General features: G+C 60.5%; 19 protein-coding genes, 3 tRNA genes and 2 pseudogenes. 18 read left to right on the top strand and 6 right to left on the bottom strand.

The annotated features are described in order from the left end of the window. The 9 genes and pseudogenes from exeF to exeN all read left to right on the top strand — a co-directional run bounded on the left by exeF (window position 1) and on the right by exeN (window position 7,174). On the top strand, window positions 1-1,221 hold the full coding sequence (exeF, locus tag BN1117_RS15395) for a GspF family T2SS innner membrane protein variant ExeF (protein ID WP_040098784.1): 1,221 nt from the start codon (window positions 1-3) through the stop codon (window positions 1,219-1,221). A gap of 150 nt (window positions 1,222-1,371) precedes the next feature. Continuing rightward, window positions 1,372-1,803: a GspG family T2SS major pseudopilin variant ExeG gene (gene exeG, locus BN1117_RS15400; protein WP_040098785.1), complete on the top strand. Its 432-nt coding sequence runs from the start codon at window positions 1,372-1,374 to the stop codon at window positions 1,801-1,803. Between the two features lie 38 nt (window positions 1,804-1,841). Further along, entirely contained in the window at window positions 1,842-2,414 is a 573-nt protein-coding gene (exeH, locus tag BN1117_RS15405) for a GspH family T2SS minor pseudopilin variant ExeH (protein ID WP_040098786.1), read from the top strand. Next, window positions 2,411-2,770: a GspI family T2SS minor pseudopilin variant ExeI gene (gene exeI / locus BN1117_RS15410; RefSeq protein ID WP_021229089.1), complete on the top strand. Its 360-nt coding sequence runs from the start codon at window positions 2,411-2,413 to the stop codon at window positions 2,768-2,770. Before exeH ends, exeI begins: the two co-directional genes overlap by 4 nt. A 134-nt stretch (window positions 2,771-2,904) precedes the next feature. Beyond that, window positions 2,905-3,489: pseudogene (exeJ, locus tag BN1117_RS15415) on the top strand (GspJ family T2SS minor pseudopilin variant ExeJ); the annotation flags it as partial. Window positions 3,490-3,613: 124 nt separating this feature from the next. Next, window positions 3,614-4,615, top strand: coding sequence for a GspK family T2SS minor pseudopilin variant ExeK (gene exeK / locus BN1117_RS15420; protein ID WP_040098787.1), 1,002 nt, complete (start codon window positions 3,614-3,616; stop codon window positions 4,613-4,615). 122 nt (window positions 4,616-4,737) lie between these two features. After that, window positions 4,738-5,922, top strand: coding sequence for a GspL family type II secretion system protein ExeL (exeL, locus tag BN1117_RS15425; protein ID WP_040098788.1), 1,185 nt, complete (start codon window positions 4,738-4,740; stop codon window positions 5,920-5,922). After that, window positions 5,919-6,410, top strand: a complete 492-nt coding sequence (gene exeM, locus BN1117_RS15430) for a GspM family type II secretion system protein ExeM (RefSeq protein WP_040098789.1) — start codon at window positions 5,919-5,921, stop codon at window positions 6,408-6,410. The genes exeL and exeM overlap by 4 nt, the downstream gene beginning before the upstream one ends. Beyond that, a complete protein-coding gene (gene exeN, locus BN1117_RS15435; RefSeq protein WP_040098790.1) occupies window positions 6,407-7,174 on the top strand; it encodes a GspN family type II secretion system protein ExeN in 768 nt (255 codons plus the stop codon). Before exeM ends, exeN begins: the two co-directional genes overlap by 4 nt. 307 nt (window positions 7,175-7,481) lie before the next feature. Here the strand turns inward: exeN and kdsA are convergent, their stop codons facing one another. The 6 genes from kdsA to hemA form a co-directional block, all read right to left on the bottom strand. Continuing rightward, window positions 7,482-8,336 (bottom strand): 3-deoxy-8-phosphooctulonate synthase, encoded by an 855-nt coding sequence (gene kdsA / locus BN1117_RS15440; RefSeq protein ID WP_040098792.1) that lies wholly within the window; start codon window positions 8,334-8,336, stop codon window positions 7,482-7,484. Between the two features lie 441 nt (window positions 8,337-8,777). Then, window positions 8,778-9,578 carry a SirB1 family protein gene (locus tag BN1117_RS15445; RefSeq protein ID WP_040098793.1) on the bottom strand — a complete coding sequence of 267 codons (801 nt, stop codon included), beginning with the start codon at window positions 9,576-9,578 and terminating at the stop codon, window positions 8,778-8,780. Window positions 9,579-9,590: 12 nt separating this feature from the next. After that, on the bottom strand, window positions 9,591-9,974 hold the full coding sequence (locus tag BN1117_RS15450; protein WP_040098795.1) for a SirB2 family protein: 384 nt from the start codon (window positions 9,972-9,974) through the stop codon (window positions 9,591-9,593). A gap of 56 nt (window positions 9,975-10,030) precedes the next feature. Further along, the gene (prmC, locus tag BN1117_RS15455) at window positions 10,031-10,882 is read right to left on the bottom strand and encodes a peptide chain release factor N(5)-glutamine methyltransferase (RefSeq protein ID WP_040098797.1); all 852 of its coding nucleotides are present in this window, start codon (window positions 10,880-10,882) and stop codon (window positions 10,031-10,033) included. Continuing rightward, window positions 10,882-11,970 (bottom strand): peptide chain release factor 1, encoded by a 1,089-nt coding sequence (gene prfA, locus BN1117_RS15460; protein ID WP_040098798.1) that lies wholly within the window; start codon window positions 11,968-11,970, stop codon window positions 10,882-10,884. Before prfA ends, prmC begins: the two co-directional genes overlap by 1 nt. Window positions 11,971-12,021: 51 nt before the next feature. Further along, window positions 12,022-13,281, bottom strand: coding sequence for a glutamyl-tRNA reductase (gene hemA / locus BN1117_RS15465; protein WP_040098800.1), 1,260 nt, complete (start codon window positions 13,279-13,281; stop codon window positions 12,022-12,024). 126 nt (window positions 13,282-13,407) lie between these two features. Between hemA and lolB the strand changes: the two genes are divergently transcribed. The 9 genes and pseudogenes from lolB to BN1117_RS15510 all read left to right on the top strand — a co-directional run bounded on the left by lolB (window position 13,408) and on the right by BN1117_RS15510 (window position 20,575). Continuing rightward, complete coding sequence (gene lolB / locus BN1117_RS15470; RefSeq protein WP_040098802.1) at window positions 13,408-13,986, top strand: lipoprotein insertase outer membrane protein LolB; 579 nt, start codon at window positions 13,408-13,410, stop codon at window positions 13,984-13,986. After that, window positions 13,986-14,856, top strand: a pseudogene (gene ispE / locus BN1117_RS15475) (4-(cytidine 5'-diphospho)-2-C-methyl-D-erythritol kinase). The gene lolB and the pseudogene ispE overlap by 1 nt, the downstream one beginning before the upstream one ends. Beyond that, a tRNA-Gln gene (locus BN1117_RS15480) sits at window positions 14,836-14,910 on the top strand. Before ispE ends, BN1117_RS15480 begins: the two are co-directional and overlap by 21 nt. A gap of 196 nt (window positions 14,911-15,106) precedes the next feature. Then, window positions 15,107-16,054 carry a ribose-phosphate pyrophosphokinase gene (locus BN1117_RS15485; RefSeq protein ID WP_005343846.1) on the top strand — a complete coding sequence of 316 codons (948 nt, stop codon included), beginning with the start codon at window positions 15,107-15,109 and terminating at the stop codon, window positions 16,052-16,054. Between the two features lie 115 nt (window positions 16,055-16,169). Further along, window positions 16,170-18,158 (top strand): bifunctional metallophosphatase/5'-nucleotidase, encoded by a 1,989-nt coding sequence (locus BN1117_RS15490; protein ID WP_040098807.1) that lies wholly within the window; start codon window positions 16,170-16,172, stop codon window positions 18,156-18,158. Window positions 18,159-18,376: 218 nt separating this feature from the next. Further along, a complete protein-coding gene (gene pth / locus BN1117_RS15495) occupies window positions 18,377-18,973 on the top strand; it encodes an aminoacyl-tRNA hydrolase (protein WP_040098809.1) in 597 nt (198 codons plus the stop codon). A gap of 116 nt (window positions 18,974-19,089) precedes the next feature. Then, window positions 19,090-20,181, top strand: a complete 1,092-nt coding sequence (gene ychF / locus BN1117_RS15500; protein ID WP_040098811.1) for a redox-regulated ATPase YchF — start codon at window positions 19,090-19,092, stop codon at window positions 20,179-20,181. 234 nt (window positions 20,182-20,415) lie between these two features. Beyond that, window positions 20,416-20,492 (top strand) — tRNA-Met (locus tag BN1117_RS15505). An 8-nt stretch (window positions 20,493-20,500) separates the two neighbouring features. After that, window positions 20,501-20,575, top strand: a tRNA-Gln gene (locus tag BN1117_RS15510). Window positions 20,576-20,687 lie beyond the last annotated feature (112 nt).

Raw genomic sequence — 20,687 nt, forward strand, 5'->3', positions numbered from 1 at the left:
ATGGCGGCATTTGAATACAAGGCCCTCGACAACAAGGGGCGCAGCAAGAGCGGCGTGCTGGAGGGCGACTCGGCCCGTCAGGTGCGCCAGCTGCTGCGCGAACAGGGGCTCACCCCCCTCGAGGTGCACGAGACCACCGAGAAGGCAAAGCGGGAAGCGACCCGCTTCGCCCTGTTCCGTCGTGGCGCCTCCACCGCCGAGCTGGCCCTGATCACTCGCCAGCTGGCGACTCTGGTGGGGGCCGGTCTCACCATCGAAGAGGCGCTCAAGGCGGTGGCCGAGCAGTGCGAAAAAGCCCATCTGCGCTCTCTGGTGGCGACTGTGCGCAGCAAGGTGGTAGAAGGGTATTCGCTGGCCGACTCGCTGGGGGCTTTTCCCCATGTGTTCGACCAGCTGTTTCGCTCCATGGTGGCAGCCGGTGAAAAGTCGGGCCATCTGGAGAAGGTGCTCAACCGCCTCGCCGACTACACCGAGCAGCGCCAGCATATGCGCACCAAGCTGCTGCAGGCGATGATCTACCCCATCGTGCTCACCTGCGTGGCTATCGGGGTTATCTCAATCCTGCTCACCGCGGTGGTGCCCAAGGTGGTGGCCCAGTTTGAACACATGGGTCAGCAGCTGCCGGGCACCACCCGCTTTCTCATCGGCACCAGCGAGCTGATGCAGCATTACGGCCTCTGGTTCCTGCTGCTGATCTTCCTCGGCAGCTTTGTCTGGCGCTGGTGGCTCACCGATGAAAAGCGTCGCCGCCACTGGCATCAAGTGATCCTTGGCCTGCCGGTGATTGGCCGGGTCAGCCGCGGCCTCAACACCGCCCGCTTCGCTCGCACGTTAAGCATCCTCAACGCCAGTGCGGTGCCGCTGCTGGAGGGGATGAAGATCGCCGGCGAAGTGCTCTCCAACGACTTTGCCAGAATGCGCATTCTCGAAGCCGCCGAACGGGTGCGCGAGGGGACCAGTCTGCGCAAGTCGCTGACCGAGACCAAGATTTTCCCGCCCATGATGCTGCACATGATCGCCTCCGGCGAGCAGAGCGGCGAGCTCGACAGCATGCTAGAGCGGGCGGCGGACAACCAGGATCGGGAGTTTGAATCCCAGGTTAATATCGCCCTCGGGGTGTTCGAACCCATGCTGGTGGTCTCCATGGCCGGGGTGGTGCTGTTTATCGTGATGTCGATCCTGCAGCCGATCCTCGAACTGAACAATATGGTGAATATGTAAGGTTCGGATGTCCGAATACGCGACCCTATTCGAACCTACCAATCCAATCGACCTCGTAGGTTCGATTAGCCGACAGGCGTAATCGAACGATCGCGGTTTAACAATCAATCGTCGATGGTTCATGCCATCTCATCTGTGAGGGAGTAACTCATGCAAAAGCGTCGTCAATCCGGTTTTACCCTGCTGGAAGTCATGGTGGTCATCGTGATCCTCGGCATTCTGGCCAGTCTGGTGGTGCCCAACCTGATGGGCAACAAGGAGAAAGCGGACCAGCAGAAAGCGGTCTCCGATATCGTGGCGCTGGAAAACGCCCTGGATATGTACAAGCTGGACAACAACCGTTACCCGACCACCGAGCAGGGTCTGGATGCGCTGGTGACCAAACCGACCATCGACCCGGCACCGCGCAGCTATCGTGAAGGGGGCTACATCAAGCGGCTGCCACAAGATCCCTGGGGTAACCAATATCAACTGTTGAGCCCGGGCCAGTACGGCAAGATCGATATCTTCTCCATGGGTCTGGATGGCGAAGCCGGTACCGATGACGACATCGGCAACTGGAACCTGAAGGATTTCCAATAAGTGATGTGCCGCCACCGCACTCCTTGTGAGTTGACTGCATGAAGCGCTCTCTCTCCTTTCATCGCCAATCCGGCTTTACTCTGCTGGAAGTGTTGCTGGTCGCCATGCTGATGGGACTGGTGGCCACCGCCGTTACCCTCAGCATGGGAGGCGCCAGAGGTGACAGGGAGATCGACAAACAGGCGCGCCGTCTGATGGCGACTGTTCAGCTGGCACAGGAGTATGCGGTGATGGATGGCCGGCTGGTAGGCATTCGCATCGAGGAGAATGGCTGGCAGTTTATGCAGCGTCAGGCCAAGGATCGCAAGTGGCTGGCCCTGACTGGCGACAAGCAGCTGGGGCCGGTACAGCTGGTCGAGAACATAACGTTGACCCTGGAGCTGGAAGGCTTTGGCTGGCAGCCGGACTCCGACGAGAAAACCGAGCAGACGCGCGACCAGAAGGAGCGCACCCCGCAGTTGCTTATTTTCCCGGGCGGCGAGCTGAGCCCGTTCGTGCTCACCTTCACCCAGCAGGATGACGATGCCCGCTACACCCGCATCGTCAAGGGGGACGAGTTCGGCCGTCTTACCCTGCTCACCGGCGATGAAGATGAAGAGGTGAGCGAATGAAAGCCCGGGGCATGACACTACTCGAAGTCATGGTCGCACTGGCCGTCTTTGCCATCGCGGGTCTGGCGGTAATGAAAACCGCCAGCGAACACCTCTCGGCCCTCAACTATCTGGAGCAGAAGACCCTCGCCACCTGGGTGGTGGAGAACCAGCTGGTGCAACAGAAGCTCGAGAACAAGTGGCCCGGCGACAGCTGGGTGGAAGGGGATGAGCAGATGGCGGGCAGCACCTGGTACTGGCGCTATCGCGGCGTCGCCACCGCCGACAACAACTTCCGGGCGCTCGATATGGAAGTGCGCACCGAGGCCAAGGCCGAAAACCCGGTCGCCATGATGCGGACCTATATCAGCCGATGACCCAGCACTCCGCCCACACGCCTCGCTCCGTCCGTCACGCCGGTTTCACCCTGCTCGAGACGCCGAGAGTGCGATCGCCAATTCGCTTGCCGCACACCCGGCCTGCTCGTCTGAGCGGTTTTACCCTGCTGGAGATGCTGGTGGCCATCGCCATCTTCGCCAGCCTCAGCCTGGGGGCCTATCAGGTGCTGCAGGGGGTGCTCACCAGCGACGAGGTGGCCAAGCGCAAGGAGGCCCGCCTCAATGAATTGCAGCTCGCCTTCACCCTGCTGGAGCGAGACATCACCCAGATGGTGCCGCGCAGCGGCCGCATCGATGGGGAGAACAACAAGGTGCTGCTGGCGGCCTCCCGTTTCGGCCAGCAGAGCGATGACTGGGGCATGGCCTTTATGCGCAGCGGCTGGCTCAACCCGGACGGTATGCTGCCCCGCTCCCATCTGCAGCGGGTCGGCTGGCGCCTCAAGGATCAGAAACTGGAGCGCCTGAGCTACCTCTATCCGGATCCGGTGATCGGCACCGAGCCGCGCATCCAGCCGGTGCTGACAGGGGTCACGGCGTTTCGCCTCTATTTCTTCGGCAAGGGCAACTGGAAGGAGGAGTGGACCCAGCGCAGCGTGCTGCCCCACGGGCTGGCGGTGGAGCTGGATCTGGAGGATTACGGCACCATTCGCCGTCAGTTCCTGATCGGTGCCGGTGGCCAGCGCGCCGAAGAGAACAGCCAGAGCAGCAACCCCGACCAAGGGGGCGGCAACAACAACGGGAACAACGGCGGCAACGGCAACGGCAACGGCAACGGCAACGGCAACGGCGGTAATGGTGACAGCCAGAACGGGGGTAGCGCCAATGCGGGCTAATCTCGCCGCTCCCGGTCGCCAACGCGGTATGGCGCTGCTGGTGGTGCTGCTGATCCTCTCGGTGATGGTGATCATCGCCAGCAATATGAGCGGCCGCCTGCAGCTGGAGCTGCGCCGTACCGCCAACATCACCACCGGCAAACAGGCGTGGTGGTATGCCCTCTCGGCGGAAGCGCTGGTGAGCAAGGTGCTGACACAGGATTTCAAGGACAACCCCGAGGTGGTCAACCTCAGCCAGAACTGGGCCCGCAAGAATACGGTGTTTCCGGTAGATGATGGCCAGCTCAAGGGCGAGGTGACCGACCTGCAATCCTGCTTTAACCTCAACAGCCTGAGCGTGGCCGCCAAGGCGGGGAGCGGCGAGGAGCTGGCGCAGCAGCCCTATCCGGTGCAGGTGTTTCGCGAACTGCTCAAGCAACTGGCGATGGATGACTACGAGGCAGCCCAGCTCACCGATGCCATCCGTGACTGGACTGACAAGGATACGGTGCTGGTCTCCAGCCTTGGCGCAGAGGACGCCTATTACGAGGGGCTCAAGCCCCCCTATCTGACCGCCAACCAGTGGATGCTGGGCAAGGATGAGTTGCGGGCGGTGCGCGGGGTAACGGCCAGGGTCTATGCCAAGCTGGCACCCTATGTTTGCGCCCTGCCCAACGACAAGTTGAAGATCAATATCAATACTCTGGCACCGGATCGCCCCGAGCTGCTGGTCGCTCTTTATCTGGGCACTATCGGGCGCAATGATGCCAAACGAGTATTGAACGAGCGACCACAAAAGGGGTGGAAAGAGAGCAAGCTGATGACGGATATGCTCGCTCCGGTCGATTCAGTGAAAGGATTGAAAGAGGCGCTGGTGGTCAAGAGCGACTTCTTCGAAGCCCGAGTCGTGGCCGAGGTCGGCGACAACCGGGCCTGGCTCGAAACCCTGTTCCAGCGGGGCAAGGACAATAAATTGGTGATGCTGCGCCGCCTCAGTAGCGGCGCCGAATAAACAGCGTTCCCCCGAGCACTCGCCCGTGGGTACGAGAGATGTTGGATGCAGCCTGCGGGCTGCACACCGGTTGCCAAGGCGCACAACGCCCTTTGCAAACAGGTATCGCAGGAGAGAGATGCGTGAGCGAAAGTCTGGTCATCCGACTGGGGACCAATAAACAACAACCCGTGACCTGGCTGGTCTGGTCCGGTCAGGAGCAGGAGATCATCGCCTCCGGCACCCTGCCCTCGGCCGATTCCCTGAGCGAGCTGCAGGAGCGGGCCGGTGGCCGCCCCGTGGTCACGCTAGTGCCGGGCAGCGATCTGATCTTCCGGCGCGTCACCCTGCCGGGTCGCTACAACCGGCAGTCGGCGGCGGCCCTCCCCTACCTGCTGGAGGAGCAGATCGCCTCCGACGTGGACGAGCTCCATCTGGTGGTGCTGGCCCACGAAGGCCAGCAGGTCGACCTGATGGCGGTGGATCGGCAGAAGATGGACGAGTGGCTCGGCTGGCTCGATGCCGCTGGCCTCAAAAGCCTGCAACTGCTGCCCGATGTGCTGGCGCTGCCACAGGCCGCGGATGGCTGGTCTGCGCTGCAACTGGGCAACGAGTGGCTGGTGAGCCAGGGCCCCTGTCAGGGGATCGTCGCCGACGAGCCGTTGCTGGCCATCTTGCTGGCGACGGAAGCGGAGCCGGTCACCATCCACAGCCACACTCCGGTGCCCGCCATTGCCGCCGCCAACTGGCAGGCGGCGGAGCCAGAGCTGCCCATGCTGCTGTTGGCCAAAGGGGCCCTCACCTGCCGGGGCAACCTGCTGACCGGCCCCTACCGACCGCAGACCGAGTATGCCCGCTACTGGTTGCAGTGGCGCAAGGTGGTCATCACCGCGGGTCTGTTGCTGCTGGTGGCCCTTTGCCAGCGCGGGGTGCAGCTCTATCAGCTCAGCGAGCAGGACAAGGCGCTAAAAGCGGAGATCCGTGCCGTCTATACCCGCATCTTCCCGGGAGAGAGCCGCATCGTGAACGTGCGCAGCCAGATGACCCAGCATCTGCAACAGATGGGACAAGCCCCGCAAAACGGCGTGCTGCTGATGCTCACCGAGCTGGCCCCCACCTTTGCCGAAGTACCCGGCCTGAAGCCCCAGGTGATGCGCTTTGATGCCAGTCGCCACGAGCTGCGGCTGCAGGTGACCGCCCCCGGCTTTGCCGAGATCGAGCGGTTCCGTGAGCTGGCCGGCAAGCAATTCGAGGTGCAACAGGGCGAGGTGCGCAGCACCGAGGGCAAGGTAGAGGGCGCACTGGTGCTCAAGGGTAAATCATCATGATGGAAAAATTGCAGAGCTGGTGGCACGGCATCACCGCACGGGAACAGCGGCTGGTGGTCGCAGGTGGCGTTTTGTTGCTGGTCGGCCTCTTCTACTGGAGCGTCTGGCAACCGATCAATAATCGCATTGCCGAGCGGGAGCGGCAGGTGCAGAACCAGCAGCAGACCCTCGCCTGGCTCAAGGAGAAGGGGGAAGAGGTGCTGGCCATGCAGGGTGGCTCGGGTCGTCAGATCGACACCTCCGGCACTCTGGAGGGCGTCGTCAACCGCACCGCCTTCAACCACAAGATCAAGATTGCCCGACTGCAACCCCAGGGGCAGGAGCTGCAGGTGTGGATCGACACGGTCCAGTTCGATGACTTGCTGATCTGGCTCTCCACGCTGGTGGAGCAGCACGGCATTGAGGTTCAAATTATCGAGATCGCCCGCGAGGATCTGGCCCCGGGTCTGGTCAAGGTCAGACGTTTGCAGTTGAGTCGTCCACAATGAAAAAACGCATCCTGATTGCCAGCCTGTTTCTGGCCGCCTATCTGCTCTTCCTGCTGGCCACCCTGCCTGCAGCGCTGGTGGCGCGCTATCTGCCGCTGCCTGCCAACGTCGCCAACCTGCTGCAACTGGAAGGAGTGAGCGGCACTATCTGGAATGGCCAGATCGCCCGACTGCAATATGCCAGCGAATCGGTAAACCAGCTGCGCTGGGATCTCAACGGCTGGTCGCTGCTGCGCTTCGCCCCCGAAGTGGCCATTCGCTTTGGCGATCGCAACGGACTCAATGGTCAGGGTGTGGTCGGCTGGAATGGCGCCGCCTTCGGCCGGGATCTGATCCTCAACGCCCCCGCCCCCTGGTTGCTAAGCCGGGTGCCGATGCGCCTGCCAATCCCGCTCACCGTCAGCGGCCAGCTGCAGCTCAAGGTGGAGCAGTTTGCCCAGGGCACCCCCTGGTGTGACAGCCTCTACGGCACTCTCGACTGGTACAACGCCAGCGCCGATACCCCGGCAGGCAAGCTGGAACTGGCCGATCCCGAGCTGAAGATCACCTGCCTCGACTCCAAACTGGTGGCCGAACTCAAGCAGGGCTCAGATGCAGTACAGACCATGGGCCGCCTCGAGCTGCAAGCCAATGGTCAGTACCTGTTCCAGGGCTCACTGAAACCGGGCCCAGAACTACCACCGCAGATGCAGCAAGGGCTCCCCTTCCTCGGCCAGCCCGACAGTCAGGGCCGCTTCCCCCTGCGCTATCAGGGGCGGATCTAACCCCACCCAGCCGAGTCCGTGATGACTCCGGACTCGGCTTTTGTGCCCCTTACTACCCTCGCTCGCCTGCAACCCGTCCAGTACGGCAAAATCCAGCCTCCCTCATCAACCTAGCGCCCATGATCATTGAGTGCGCTGCTTGCTGAAAAAGTGGCCACAAGCTCCAGACAGATTGCTGCATGCAATAAAAGAGGGAGGCGTCATGCCTCCCCCATTTTTACTTAAGCCCGCCAGTTGCAAGGCGCGCTATTTTACCTGAACAACCTGGCTGCATGGCGGGTTGCCACCATGAAACCGGTGCAGTGGATCAGGCCGATGTATCGAGGGGCTCAAAGCCCTTGATCAGGTCATCAATGGCCTTCATCTGCTTGAGGAAGCCTTCCAGCTTCTCCAGTGGCAGGGCGCTCGGGCCATCGCAGCGGGCAACTTTCGGATCCGGATGGGATTCGATAAAGAGACCGGCCAGACCGACCGCCATACCGGCACGGGCCAGCTCGGTCACCTGTTCGCGACGACCACCGGAGGCTGCCCCCAGCGGATCACGGCACTGCAGGGAGTGGGTCACATCAAAGATCACCGGATAGCCGCCAGTGCTCTTCTTCATGACGCCCAGACCCAGCATGTCCACCACCAGGTTGTCGTAGCCAAAGTTGGCGCCACGCTCGCAGAGGATCAGCCGATTGTTGCCGCACTCCTCGAACTTGTCGGTGATGTTCTTCATCTGGCTTGGGCTCAGGAACTGCGGCTTCTTGATATTGATGACGTTGCCAGTGCGGGCCATCGCCTCCACCAGATCGGTCTGACGCGCCAAAAAGGCGGGCAGCTGGATAACATCAACCACTTCGGCCACCGGCTTGGCCTGATGGGGCTCGTGCAGATCGGAGATCACCGGCATGCCGAAGGTCGCTTTCAGCTCCTGGAAAATCTTCATCCCCTCTTCCAGACCCGGGCCGCGGTAGGAGTGGATGGAGGATCGGTTGGCCTTGTCCCAGCTCGCCTTGAAGACAAACGGGATGCCCAGCTTGCTGGTCACTTCCACATACTTCTCGCACACCGCCATCGCCATGTCGCGGGACTCCAGCACGTTCATGCCGCCAAACAGCACGAACGGTTTGTCATTGGCAACATCGATCTGGTTGATCTTGATACTCTTCTGTTCCATCTAAGACTTCCTTAATGAAAGGGCCTGAAGCCAAATTAGTCCGTTGCAGCCAGGCGCAGCGGTCTTGATACTCTGCTGTTTCAACTCCAAGACTTCCTTAATGAAAGGGCCTGAAGCCAAGTTAATCCGTTACGACCGAGCGCAGCGGTCTTGATACTCTGCAGTTTCAACTCCAAGACTTCCTTAAAGAAAGGACCTGAAGCCAAATTAGTCCGTTGCAGCCAGGCGCAGCGGTCTTGATACTCTGCTGTTTCAACTCCAAGACTTCCTTAAAGAAAGGACCTGAAGCCAAGTTAATCCGTTACGACCGAGCGCAGCGGTCTTGATACTCTGCTGTTTCAACTCCAAGACTTCCTTAATGAAAGGGCCTGAAGCCAAGTTACTCCGTTGCAGCCAGGCGCAGCGGTCTTGATACTCTGCTGTTTCAGCGCAAAGCCATGCTTAATGGAGGAGCTTGGGGCTCAGATCCAGCGCGGCCAGCTGCAGTTTCAACACATCGGCGACCGGGTCATCCGGGCATTGTTCAATAAAATATTCAAAATCGTCAGCGGCTTGGCGGGGACAATCGAGCTGCTCGTAGATAAAGCCGCGATCCCGCGTCTCCAGCGGATCGCCGGGCTTCATCCGCAGCAACAGCTCGCTGCAGCGCAGCGCCTCGGCCATGCGATCTTCCCGCAGCAACGCCCCCTTGCTGACGTTGAGCAGCCGTTCGATGATCTCCCACTGGCCGGAGGGTTGCAGATAGTCAGGTGTGAGGGTCGCCAAATCCCCCAGCGCACCACGCAGCAGCAGCTCGATGTGATCCAGACTCAGCTCGTCGCCGGTAAAGGGATCGACATAGACCTCCCCCTCACCACCGGCAAAGCTCACCAGGAAGTGGCCGGGGAAGCAGATCCCCTCCACATCGAGCCCAAGCTTGCGCCCCAGCTGGATGATAAGCACACCGAGGCTGACCGGGATCCCCTTGCGCTGAACCAGCACCTGATTGAGATCGCAGTTGCTGGCCGAGAAGTAGTCCTGCCAGTCGCCGTGAAAGCCGAGGCGGTGGTAGAAGCCTTGCAGCAACTGCTGACGCACCTCGTCGCAAGTGCCCTCGGCAATCTGTTCATCCAGCCACTCGTCCAGCAGATCCAGCTCGCGGAGCCCCTCCTCGACCGAGCCATAAATCTCATCGCTGACTGATAACGCCAGCTCAGTGATGTCATGGGCTTCGAAATCGGTCCATTCGTCTATCTGTAACATTCTCTTCATGCCTTAGCCGAACACACTCGTCTGTTTGAGCACTGCCAGCTTGGCAATAAAGTAGATCCAGCCGAGCACACCCAAAAAGGAGCACCAGCGCACCAGATTGCTTTTGGCCAACCGCAGCGCCATCGCCGCCAGAAATACCAGCACCAGAATGGCCATCAGCTTCTCGCTGAGCCAGGGTGTACCGTTATTGATCGGGTTGAGATCCAGCACCATGCAGAGCAATACGCCGGAGAGCACCACCAGTCCGTTGAGCCAGCCGCTGACCTTCATCACCGGCGCGCTATAGGCACGGCCAGTGGCGGTCTGTACCCAGTAGAAGCGGAGCATAAACATCAACACGGCCCCGGCGATCAGGGTGAGATGCAGGTGCTTGAGCACAAAAACCATATTCAATCCTTGCATGGGGGCGCGCAGGCGACCCTCTTTGTAACAGTGAGGGGTCGTCAGCGCAGCGGGCAGAGGCCCAGCGTGACCCGTTCGTTATTTCCGTAATCGCGTACCGTAGCAACCTCGCGGTAGCCGCTGTCGCAGAGCAGTTGACGCACCGCCGCCCCCTGATCCCAGCCATGCTCCAGCAGCAGCCAACCGTCAGTCAGCAGATAAGCGGGGGCATGGGCCACGATGTGGCGGATATCGGCCAGCCCGGCGTCATCGGCAACCAGCGCCGAGCGGGGCTCAAAGCGCACGTCACCCTGCTCGAGATGGGGATCGGCGCCATCAATATAGGGGGGATTGGAGACAATCAGCGCAAATCGTGGCGTTTTGTCGCGATCCGGCTCGCCAAGGGGTTCGAACCAGCTGCCGTCGCGCACCTCGATAGGCAATCCCAGTGCGGCGCTGTTCTCGCGGGCCAATGCCGCGGCATCCGCCATCCGGTCCACCGCCCATACATCAATGTCGGGCCGCTCGGACTTGAGCGCCAGCGCAATGGCGCCGGTGCCGGTGCCCAGATCCAGCACGGCGCACGGCCCTTGCGGGATTCTGATCAACGCCTGCTCCACCAGCACCTCGGTATCGGGGCGCGGGATCAAGGTAGCCGGACTCACCTTAAGGGGTAGCGACCAGAACTCCCGCTCGCCCACCAGATGGGCAATGGGTTCGCCATTGAGACGACGGGCCAGCCACTCCTGCAGGGTGGCCTGCTGGGCGGCATCCAGCTCGCGCTCGGGCCAGGTCATCAGATAGCTGCGGCGGCAATCGAGCAGATGGCAGAGCAGCACATCGGCGTCGGCGCGGGGGGACTCCCCCTCTGTCAGCACCGACATGATATGGGCGCGGGCCTGCTGGATCTGCATCAGTTGCTCTCGGCCAGGGAGGCAAGCTGATCGGCCTGATACTCCTGCACCAGCGGGGTAATGATGCAGTCCAGATCCCCTTCCAAAATGTCGGAGAGACGGTAGAGGGTCAGGTTGATGCGGTGCTCGGAGAGACGGCCCTGCGGGTAGTTATAAGTGCGGATGCGCTCGGAACGATCACCGGAGCCCACCAGATTGCGGCGGGTGCTCTGTTCGGCGGCGCGATGACGCTCATCCTCGGCCGCTTGCAGGCGGGCAGAGAGTACCGACATCGCCTTGGCGCGGTTCTTGTGCTGGGAGCGCTCGTCCTGACACTCCACCACCAGACCGGTCGGCAGGTGGGTGATACGGATGGCCGAGTCGGTCTTGTTGACGTGCTGACCACCGGCACCGGAGGCACGGAAGGTGTCGATCTTCAGATCGGAAGGGTTGATCTCGACCTGCTCGGCTTCCGGCACTTCAGGCAGCACGGCGACGGTACAGGCGGAGGTGTGCACCCGGCCCTGGGATTCGGTCTCCGGCACCCGCTGCACCCGGTGACCACCGGATTCAAACTTGAGGCGGCCATAGACGCGCTCGCCGTCGATCTTGGCGATCACCTCCTTGTAGCCTCCGTATTCACCGTCATTACAGCTGACGATGGAGACGCGCCAGCCCTGACGCTCGGCAAACCGTGAATACATGCGGAACAGGTCACCGGCAAAGATGGCCGCTTCGTCGCCACCGGCACCGGCGCGGATCTCCAGATAGCAGTTGTTGTCATCCTTGGGATCCTTGGGCAGCAGCATCAGTTGCAGCTCCTGCTCCAGCGCCTCCAGATTGGCCTTGGCCAGCGGCAGCTCCTCCTGCGCCATCTCGCGCAGGTCGGCATCGTCCTCCTCCAGCATCATCTGGGTGGTCTCCAGATCATCCTGAGCCTGACGGTAACGCTGGAAGGCGTGAACAATATCTTCCAGCTGGGCATATTCGCGGGTCAGGGCGCGGTAGCGATCCTGATCCGAGACCACGTCCGGCTCGCCGAGCATGGCCTGTACTTCTTCGTGGCGCTCGATGAGGCCTTCCAGCTTTCTGATCAGTGACGGATTCATAACTCTTGCATTCTCAATGGAGGACGGGACAACCGGCAGGTTGCCCGAAAATTATGGCTCTTGTGACAACCCCAGCGCCTGCCGCAAGCGGGAGAGCTCGCTCTGATCCCCCTGGGAGGCAGCCTGGCGCAACGCCTGGGTCGGCGCGTGGATCAATTTGTTGGTGAGGCGATGGGCCATCGCCTTGAGCGCCTGTTCGGCACTCTCGCCCTGCGCCAGTGCCAGCAGGGCCCGTTGCAACTCTTCATCAGCCACTTGCTGGGACTGATGGCGGTAATCGCGAATGAGGTCGACCGAGCTCTGGCCACGATACCAGCCCATAAACTCGTCGCGCTCTTCCTGCACGATTACTTCCGCCTGGGCGGCAGCCCGTTTACGGGTTTCCAGGTTCTGCTCGATGATCCCCTGCAGATCATCCACCGTGTAGAGATAGGCATCGGAGAGCGCATCCACTTCCGCTTCGATGTCGCGCGGCACGGCAATATCCACCAGAAACATGGGTTTGAAGCGGCGGGCCTTCAGCGCCCGCTCCACCATTCCCTTGCCGATGATGGGCAAGGGGCTGGCGGTCGAGCTGATGACGATATCCGCCTCATGCAGATAATCGGGGATCTCTTCGAGCGTCATCACCTGGGCGCCAAATTCGGCCGCCAGGGTCTGGGCGCGCTGCAGGGTACGGTTGGCCACCATCATCTGGGTGACGTTCTGCTCGCGCAGATGACGGGCCACCAGTTCGATGGTCTCCCCCGCCCCGACCAGCAGTACCTTGGTCTGGGAGAGATCGGAGAAGATCCGCCGACCCAGGCTGACGGCGGCAAAGGCCACCGACACCGCACTGGCGCCAATCTCGGTATCGGTGCGCACTCTTTTCGCCACCGAGAAGGATTTCTGGAACAGCCGCTCCAGCGCCCCCTTCACCGACTCCGCCTGCTGGGCGTGGGCATAGGATTGCTTGATCTGCCCCAGGATCTGCGGCTCCCCCAACACCAGCGAGTCGAGCCCGCACGCCACCCGCATCAGGTGGCGCACCGCCTCTTCATCGTGATGCAGATAGATGGCGGTAACCAATTCGGCAGCGTCCAGCCCATGGAACTGCTGCAGCCAGCGCAGCACCTGCTCTTGCCGCTCCTCTTCCAGATTGCAATAGAGTTCGGTCCGGTTACAGGTGGAGACGATCACCGCCTCGCTGACACCAGGTTGGCTCACCAGCTCACGCAAGGCGCGATCGATGCAGTCCGGGCCAAAGGCGACCCGTTCCCGCAAGGCGACACTGGCGGTGTTGTGGTTGATTCCGAGGGCAAGCAAACTCATGAGTGGGCGACGATCATTTCATACGCTGGGTGCAAAGGCTGCCAATTGTACGAGAAAGGGTAAGTCTTTAAAAGCAATACGGCCGCCACGTATACTGTGGCAAATTCCTCTCTCTGGAGCCGTCTCTTGCTGCTACGTATTTTTACCCTCGCCTGCCTGCTGTTACTGGCCGGTTGTGCCACCATCGAGCCCCAGCGTGACCAGGTGAACTGGAACCAGGAGCGGACCCGTCTCGAGCAGCTGACCCACTGGCAGCTCTCCGGCAAGATGGCCATCATCACCCCCCAGCAAAAGGGCAGCGCTCGCCTCAACTGGCAACAAGATGGCGAGGATTATCGCCTCAATCTCACCACCCTGATCGGCACCAGCATTCTCGAGCTCTCCCGCACCAAAGGGGACGTCACCCTGCTAGACAGCGACGGCAAGCGCCATCAGAGTCAGGATGCCGAAGCGCTCATCTATCAGCTGACCGGCTGGCATATTCCGGTTGCGGGATTGCCAGAGTGGATCAAGGGGCTGCCGGGTCAGGCGGAGTTTGAACTCAACCCCGACAGCAGTCTGGCCAGCGTGCGCGACGGCCAATGGCAGATCGTCTATGGCGATTATCGGGATCAGGATGGCTACCGCCTGCCGCACCAGCTGACCATGACCGGCCAGAATAGCCGCCTCAAGCTTCAGATTAACCAATGGACTCTTGCACCTTAATGGCTTCCACACGCTGGCCGGCACCGGCCAAACTCAACCTGTTTCTACACGTCAATGGCCGTCGTCCCGATGGTTATCACGAGCTGCAGACCCTGTTTATCTTCCTCAACCACAGCGACTGGCTCGAGTTTGAGGTGATACCGAATAGCGACACTCTCACCCTGAGCCCGGCCATTCCCGGGGTGCCGGATGAGCAGAATCTGATTATCCGGGCGGCGCGGCTGCTGCAGGCAACCCTGCCGAGCCCGCAAGGTGCCCATATCCGGCTGGAGAAAGTGCTGCCCATGGGGGGCGGCATTGGCGGCGGTTCGTCCGATGCGGCCACCACGCTGGTGGCCCTTAACCACCTCTGGCAAGCGGGGTTGAGTGAAGATGAACTGGCAGCGCTCGGCGTCCAGCTGGGAGCCGATGTGCCGGTGTTTGTCCGTGGCAAGGCGGCCTTTGCCGAAGGGGTGGGCGAGCGGCTGCAACCGGTCGAACTGCCCGATGCCTGGTATCTGGTGCTCAAGCCCGATTGCCATGTGGCGACCGCGGCCGTATTCCAGGATCCGGAGCTGCCGAGAGCCACGCCGAAAATGGCGCTGGACAACCTGCTGGAAGGCGAATGGAAAAACGATTGCGAATCACTGGTGAAAAAGCGCCACCCCGAGGTTGCCAATGCGCTCGGCTGGTTGCTAGAATACGCGCCGTCAAGAATGACGGGCACAGGAGCCTGCGTCTTTGCTCAATTTGAAGACGAAGTGACTGCTCGGGAAGTGTTGGCCTGCGTGCCGAAGGGACTTGATGGGTTTGTCGCCAAGGGCGAGAACATATCACCTCTCTTCTCCACATTGCAACAGTTCAAATGATTGGGGTATCGCCAAGCGGTAAGGCAGCGGGTTTTGATCTCGCCATTCCTAGGTTCGAATCCTAGTACCCCAGCCAATTCCCAAGTATCAATGATGCGTTGTGATTAACGTGGCCGGTTTTGCACTCGGCCACGGATTCGGGTTACCGGTATCATCACAATAATTGGGCAGCAGACACCTTGCACGTTATCTTGATAAATCGTTTGCCCCAAAACGATAGGGTCTGATTTCAGACTCCCCACATACTGGATGCAACCCCGAGGTTTCAAACCGTGCCTGACATGAAGCTGTTTGCTGGTAACGCAACGCCGGAACTAGCCCAGAAGATCGCAGATCGCCTGTTTATCAAACTCGGCAATGCTGCCGTAGGTCGCTTTAGCGACGGCGAGATCAGCGTACAGATCAATGAGAATGTACGTGGTGGCGATATCTTCATCATTCAATCCACCTGTGCCCCGACCAACGACAATTTGATGGAATTGATCGTCATGGTGGATGCTCTGCGTCGTGCTTCAGCTGGCCGTATCACTGCCGTTATCCCCTACTTTGGTTATGCCCGTCAGGACCGCCGCGTCCGCTCCGCCCGTGTACCCATCACCGCCAAGGTTGTCGCTGACTTCCTCTCCAGCGTTGGTGTGGATCGGGTGCTGACCGTTGACCTGCATGCCGAGCAAATTCAAGGTTTCTTCGATGTTCCGGTAGACAACGTGTTCGGTAGCCCGGTGCTGCTGGAAGACATGAAGTCCAAGAACCTCGAGTCTCCTGTCGTTGTCTCCCCGGACATCGGTGGCGTTGTGCGTGCCCGCGCTATCGCCAAGCTGCTGGATGACACCGACATCGCCATCATCGACAAGCGCCGTCCCCGCCCGAACGTCTCCCAGGTCATGCACCTGATCGGTGACGTTGCCGGCCGCGACTGCATCATCGTTGATGACATGATCGACACCGGCGGCACCCTGTGCAAAGCCGCAGAGGCCCTGAAAGAGCGCGGTGCCAAGCGTGTATTCGCTTACGCTACCCACCCGGTCTTCTCCGGTTCCGCCGTCGAGAACATCAAGAACTCAGTGATCGATGAACTGATCATCACCGACTCCATCCCGCTCACTGCGGAGATGAAAGCGGTCGGCAAGGTCAAGCAGCTGACCCTGTCAACTGTACTGGCCGAAGCCATTCGTCGCATCAGCAACGAAGAGTCCATCTCTGCCATGTTTGAGCATTGATAGCTTCAGCAATAACGAAAACCGCCATCAGGCGGTTTTCGTCTTTCTGGACCTTCTCTTTCCAACTTTCTGCTATCTGGTACGACCCTGCCCCGGCAGGCTTAAGGATTTACCCATGAATTGCTTGCGTCCCCTCCTGCTCGCGACCCTCACCTCCGCCCTGTTCGCCTGTCAGCCCGTCAAAGAGAACCCGCCCTTTGTGCTGACCCTGGCGCACATGAACGACACCCACTCCCAGTTTGATCCGGTCAATGCCGAGATCAAAGGGCAGATCTTTGCCCAGCAGGGGGAGACGGACACCCTCTATACCCGCTTTGGCGGTTACCCGCGCCTGCTGACCATGGCGAAAGCCTATCAGGCCGATGCGCTGGCCAAGAACCAACCCTTGCTGCTGCTGCACGGCGGCGATGCCTGGCAGGGCAGCGGCTACTTCAAGCTCAACGAGGGGATGGCCAACGCCGAGTTGCTGAGCCAGTTCGGCCTCGATGCCATGGCGCTGGGCAACCACGAGTTCGATCTCGACAACCAGAAGCTGGCCCGCTTCATCGAGGGGGTCAACTTCCCGGTGCTGGCCGCCAACCTCGACACCAAGGCCGATCCGGCCCTCAGCAAGGCTGACAACCTCAAGCCCTTCGTGGTCTACGCCTTTGACGGCAACCAGAAGAGTCCGGTCACCGATCTCGACAACCTGCCGCAAGGCAAACAGCTGGTCGCCGTCATCGGTCTGGTGCTGGAAGACATGGGTAATATCGCCCCCAACGTCGGCAAGCTGCGCTTTGGCAAGGAGGTCGCCTCGGCTCAGGCCACGGTCGACATGCTGCAAGCCAAAGGGATCCACCAGATCGTGGCGCTGACCCACATCGGTAACGAGCGGGATCTGGCGCTGGCCGCCAAGGTAAACGGCCTCGATGCCATTGTCGGGGGCCACTCCCACAGCCTGCTGGGCGATTTTCGCAATATCGGCTGGGGCAAGACCGGCGATTACGCCAAGCTGGTGACCAATCCGGATGGCATCGGCAAAACCTGCGTGGTACAGGCAGGCTCCTATGCCCAGGCCATCGGTCTGGCACAGGTGACCTTTGACAGCCAGGGTCAGGTGACCGACTGCCAGGGCCACAACAGCCTGCTGGCCAGCCGCGACTTCTTCGCCGATGCGGCGCGCAAGCAGGCGCTCGACAACGCCCGCAGCAAAGAGGCAAGCCAGTTTGTCGACAACCAGCCCAATCTGGTGACCGTGGATGAAGATCCGCGCCTGCGCGGCATCATCGACAGCCACTACAAACCGGCACTGGAGCAAGCCTACGGACCGGTGATCGGTACCATCCCCGAGCAGCTGCAAAATGCCCGTCGCCCCGGTGACAACGGCAGCGACAACCACGGCTCTGACGTAGCACCACTGGTGGCCGAAGGCCAGCTCTACTGGGCCAATACCGCGGCGGTGCAGGCCCTGACCGGTGGCCCGGTCGATTTTTCTCTGGTGGCGGTTGGGGGCGTGCGCGCCGAGCTGCCTGCTGGCGAATGGCGCGAGGGGGATAGTGCCCTCACCCTGCTGCCGTTCAAGAACCAGCTCGCGGTGCTGACCCTGACTGGCGCCGAGGTGCGCGCCCTGCTGACCGAGACCATCACCGCCACCCTGCCCGCCAGTGCCCATGCCGGCAAGTTCCCCTATGGCGGCCACCTGCGTTACACCTTCCAGGAGACCGACGCAGGCAAGGCGGGCACCCTGACCCAATTGCAGCGCAAGACCGCAAGCGGCGAGTGGCAAGATCTGGTGGATAGCCAGCACTATCGGGTGGTGATGAACGCCTACAGCGCCGATGGCAACGATGGCTGGCAGGCGCTGGCCAATGCCCAGCGCCACCAGAGCGAGCGGGTCGACATCGCCAGCGTCAATGGCAAGCTGACCGCCTTCCCGGTGCTGAAGGTGGCACAAGAGGGCGAGCTGCTGAGCGCCGTCTATGCCCCGGGCCGGGCCCTCGATTGCAAGGCCACTGGCGTGGATTGTGGTACCGATGCCGCTTCTTTCGTGGAGTATGTGCGCGATGCCCGTCCCACCCTGACCGCACTGGATGAAGAGACCGTCACCCTGTTGCGTGCCAAATAACGACGGTAGTCAACCGGGAAGAATCCATCGGTAAGCTGAAACGGGCCTCATGCAAGAGGCCCGTTTGCCCACCGTTAGCCACCCATTGGCCGCAATAATGCTGCAAATCCCGCCATAACATGCGCATTGGTTGAGTGATCGCCACTCGGCGGCTAGAATATTGCGTCCTATTGCCCTGGGTAGTGTGCCCACGGCAGCTGCGAGTGAAGACATCAAGCGTGACAAGCGAAATCAAACTGATCGTCGGACTGGGCAACCCCGGCCCGGAATATGCCAAGACCCGCCACAACGCGGGCGCCTGGTATGTGGAGCAACTGGCCCGCTGGCACAATGTCAGCCTGCGTGAAGAACCCAAGTTCTTCGGCCATACTGCCCGCATCCTGGTCGAGGGGCAGGATGTGCGGCTGCTCATCCCGAACACCTATATGAACCTCTCTGGCAAGGCGGTGGCCGCACTGGCGCGTTTTTATCAGATTGAGCCGGAGGCGATCCTGGTGGCCCATGACGAACTGGATCTGCCGCCGGGCATCGCCAAGTTCAAGCAGGGTGGTGGTCACGGTGGCCATAACGGCCTCAAGGACATCATCGCCAAGATGGGCAACAACAATAACTTCTTCCGGCTGCGTCTCGGGATCGGCCATCCCGGCAGCAAAGAGCAGGTGGCAGGTTTCGTCCTGACCAAGGCTCCCGGCAGTGAACAGAACCTGATCGACGCCGCGCTGGACGAGTCCCTGCGCGCCACCGATATCCTGTTCAAACAAGATATGACCAAGGCCATGAATCGCTTGCACAGCTTCAAGGCAGAAAAGGGTTAGGTCGATTTGACCCTGTACGGGCATTGTGCCGGTACATGAGCAACGACCAGAACAAGCATGACATGGGCCGCCTGCGGGCGACCCCCAACAGCATCCATCAAGTAAGGTAACAATCCATGGGTTTTAAATGCGGTATCGTGGGCCTGCCCAATGTAGGCAAATCCACCCTGTTCAATGCGCTGACCAAGGCCGGTATCGAAGCCGCCAACTTCCCGTTCTGCACCATCGAGCCGAACACAGGTGTGGTGCCGATGCCGGACCCGCGCCTCGATCAGCTGGCTGCCATCATCAATCCGCAGCGCGTTGTGCCGACCACCATGGAATTCGTCGACATCGCCGGTCTGGTTGCCGGTGCCTCCAAGGGGGAAGGTCTGGGTAACCAGTTCCTGGCCAACATCCGTGAAACCGAAGCGATCGGCCACGTGGTGCGCTGCTTCGATGACGAGAACATCATTCACGTTGCCGGCAAGGTCTCTCCCGCTGACGATATCGAAGTGATCAACACCGAGCTGGCCCTGTCGGATCTGGACGCCTGCGAGCGCGCCATTCACCGTCAGTCCAAGCGTGCCAAAGGCGGCGACAAGGATGCCAAGCTGGAAGTGGAAGTGCTTGAGAAGATCAAGGTCGCACTGGAAAACGGCCAGATGATCCGTGGCATGAAGCTGGATAAAGAAGAGCTGGCCGCCGTCAGCCACCTCAACTTCCTGACCCTGAAACCCACCATGTATATCGCCAACGTGGCGGAAGATGGCTTCGAGAATAACCCCTATCTGGACAAGGTGCGTGAAATCGCCGCCGCCGAGAACGCGGTCGTGGTCGTGGTCTGCTGCGCCATCGAAGCCGACATCGCCGAGCTGGACGACGAAGATCGCGCCGAGTTCATGGCTGACCTTGGCATCGAAGAGCCGGGCCTGAACCGCGTTATCCGCTCCGGCTACCAGCTGCTCAACCTGCAGACCTACTTCACCGCCGGGGTGAAAGAGGTGCGCGCCTGGACTATTCCGGTCGGTGCCACTGCCCCGCAAGCGGCTGGCAAGATCCACACTGACTTTGAAAAAGGCTTTATTCGTGCCCAAACCATCGCCTTTGACGACTTTATCACCTATAAGGGTGAGCAAGGCGCCAAGGAAGCGGGCAAGATGCGCGCTGAAGGGAAAGACTACATCGTCAAAGATGGCGATATCATGAACTTCCTGTTCAACGTCTAATCCCATGACAGGCCAGCATTTGCTGGCCTGTTTTTTATCTGCCATTGGCCAGGCAATAATGGCAATGTCTTAAAAAAAACCAGATTGTTGGGCTTTTGCGCAACAGAGGCCAATAACTGGTCAAACGCACTCAAATTGCGTTTTTCTGGCAAAAAAAGGGTTGACGCCCCAGAGCCAGATACGCATAATTCGGCCCGCACGGTGACGAGGTAACGACTCACCGGAAGCAAGGTTGGCTATGTAGCTCAGTTGGTTAGAGCATCGCACTCATAATGCGGGGGTCACAGGTTCGAATCCCGTCATAGCCACCATCTCTAGTTGGGGTATCGCCAAGCGGTAAGGCAGCGGGTTTTGATCTCGCCATTCCTAGGTTCGAATCCTAGTACCCCAGCCATTTTTAAAAGTTCTTTGCCAGTCTCACGACTGTTGAGGAATGCTGTTGGGGTATCGCCAAGCGGTAAGGCAGCGGGTTTTGATCTCGCCATCCCTAGGTTCGAATCCTAGTA

Origin of the sequence: Aeromonas australiensis (genome assembly GCF_000819725.1) — a bacterium.
Taxonomy (GTDB): Bacteria; Pseudomonadota; Gammaproteobacteria; order Enterobacterales; family Aeromonadaceae; genus Aeromonas; species Aeromonas australiensis.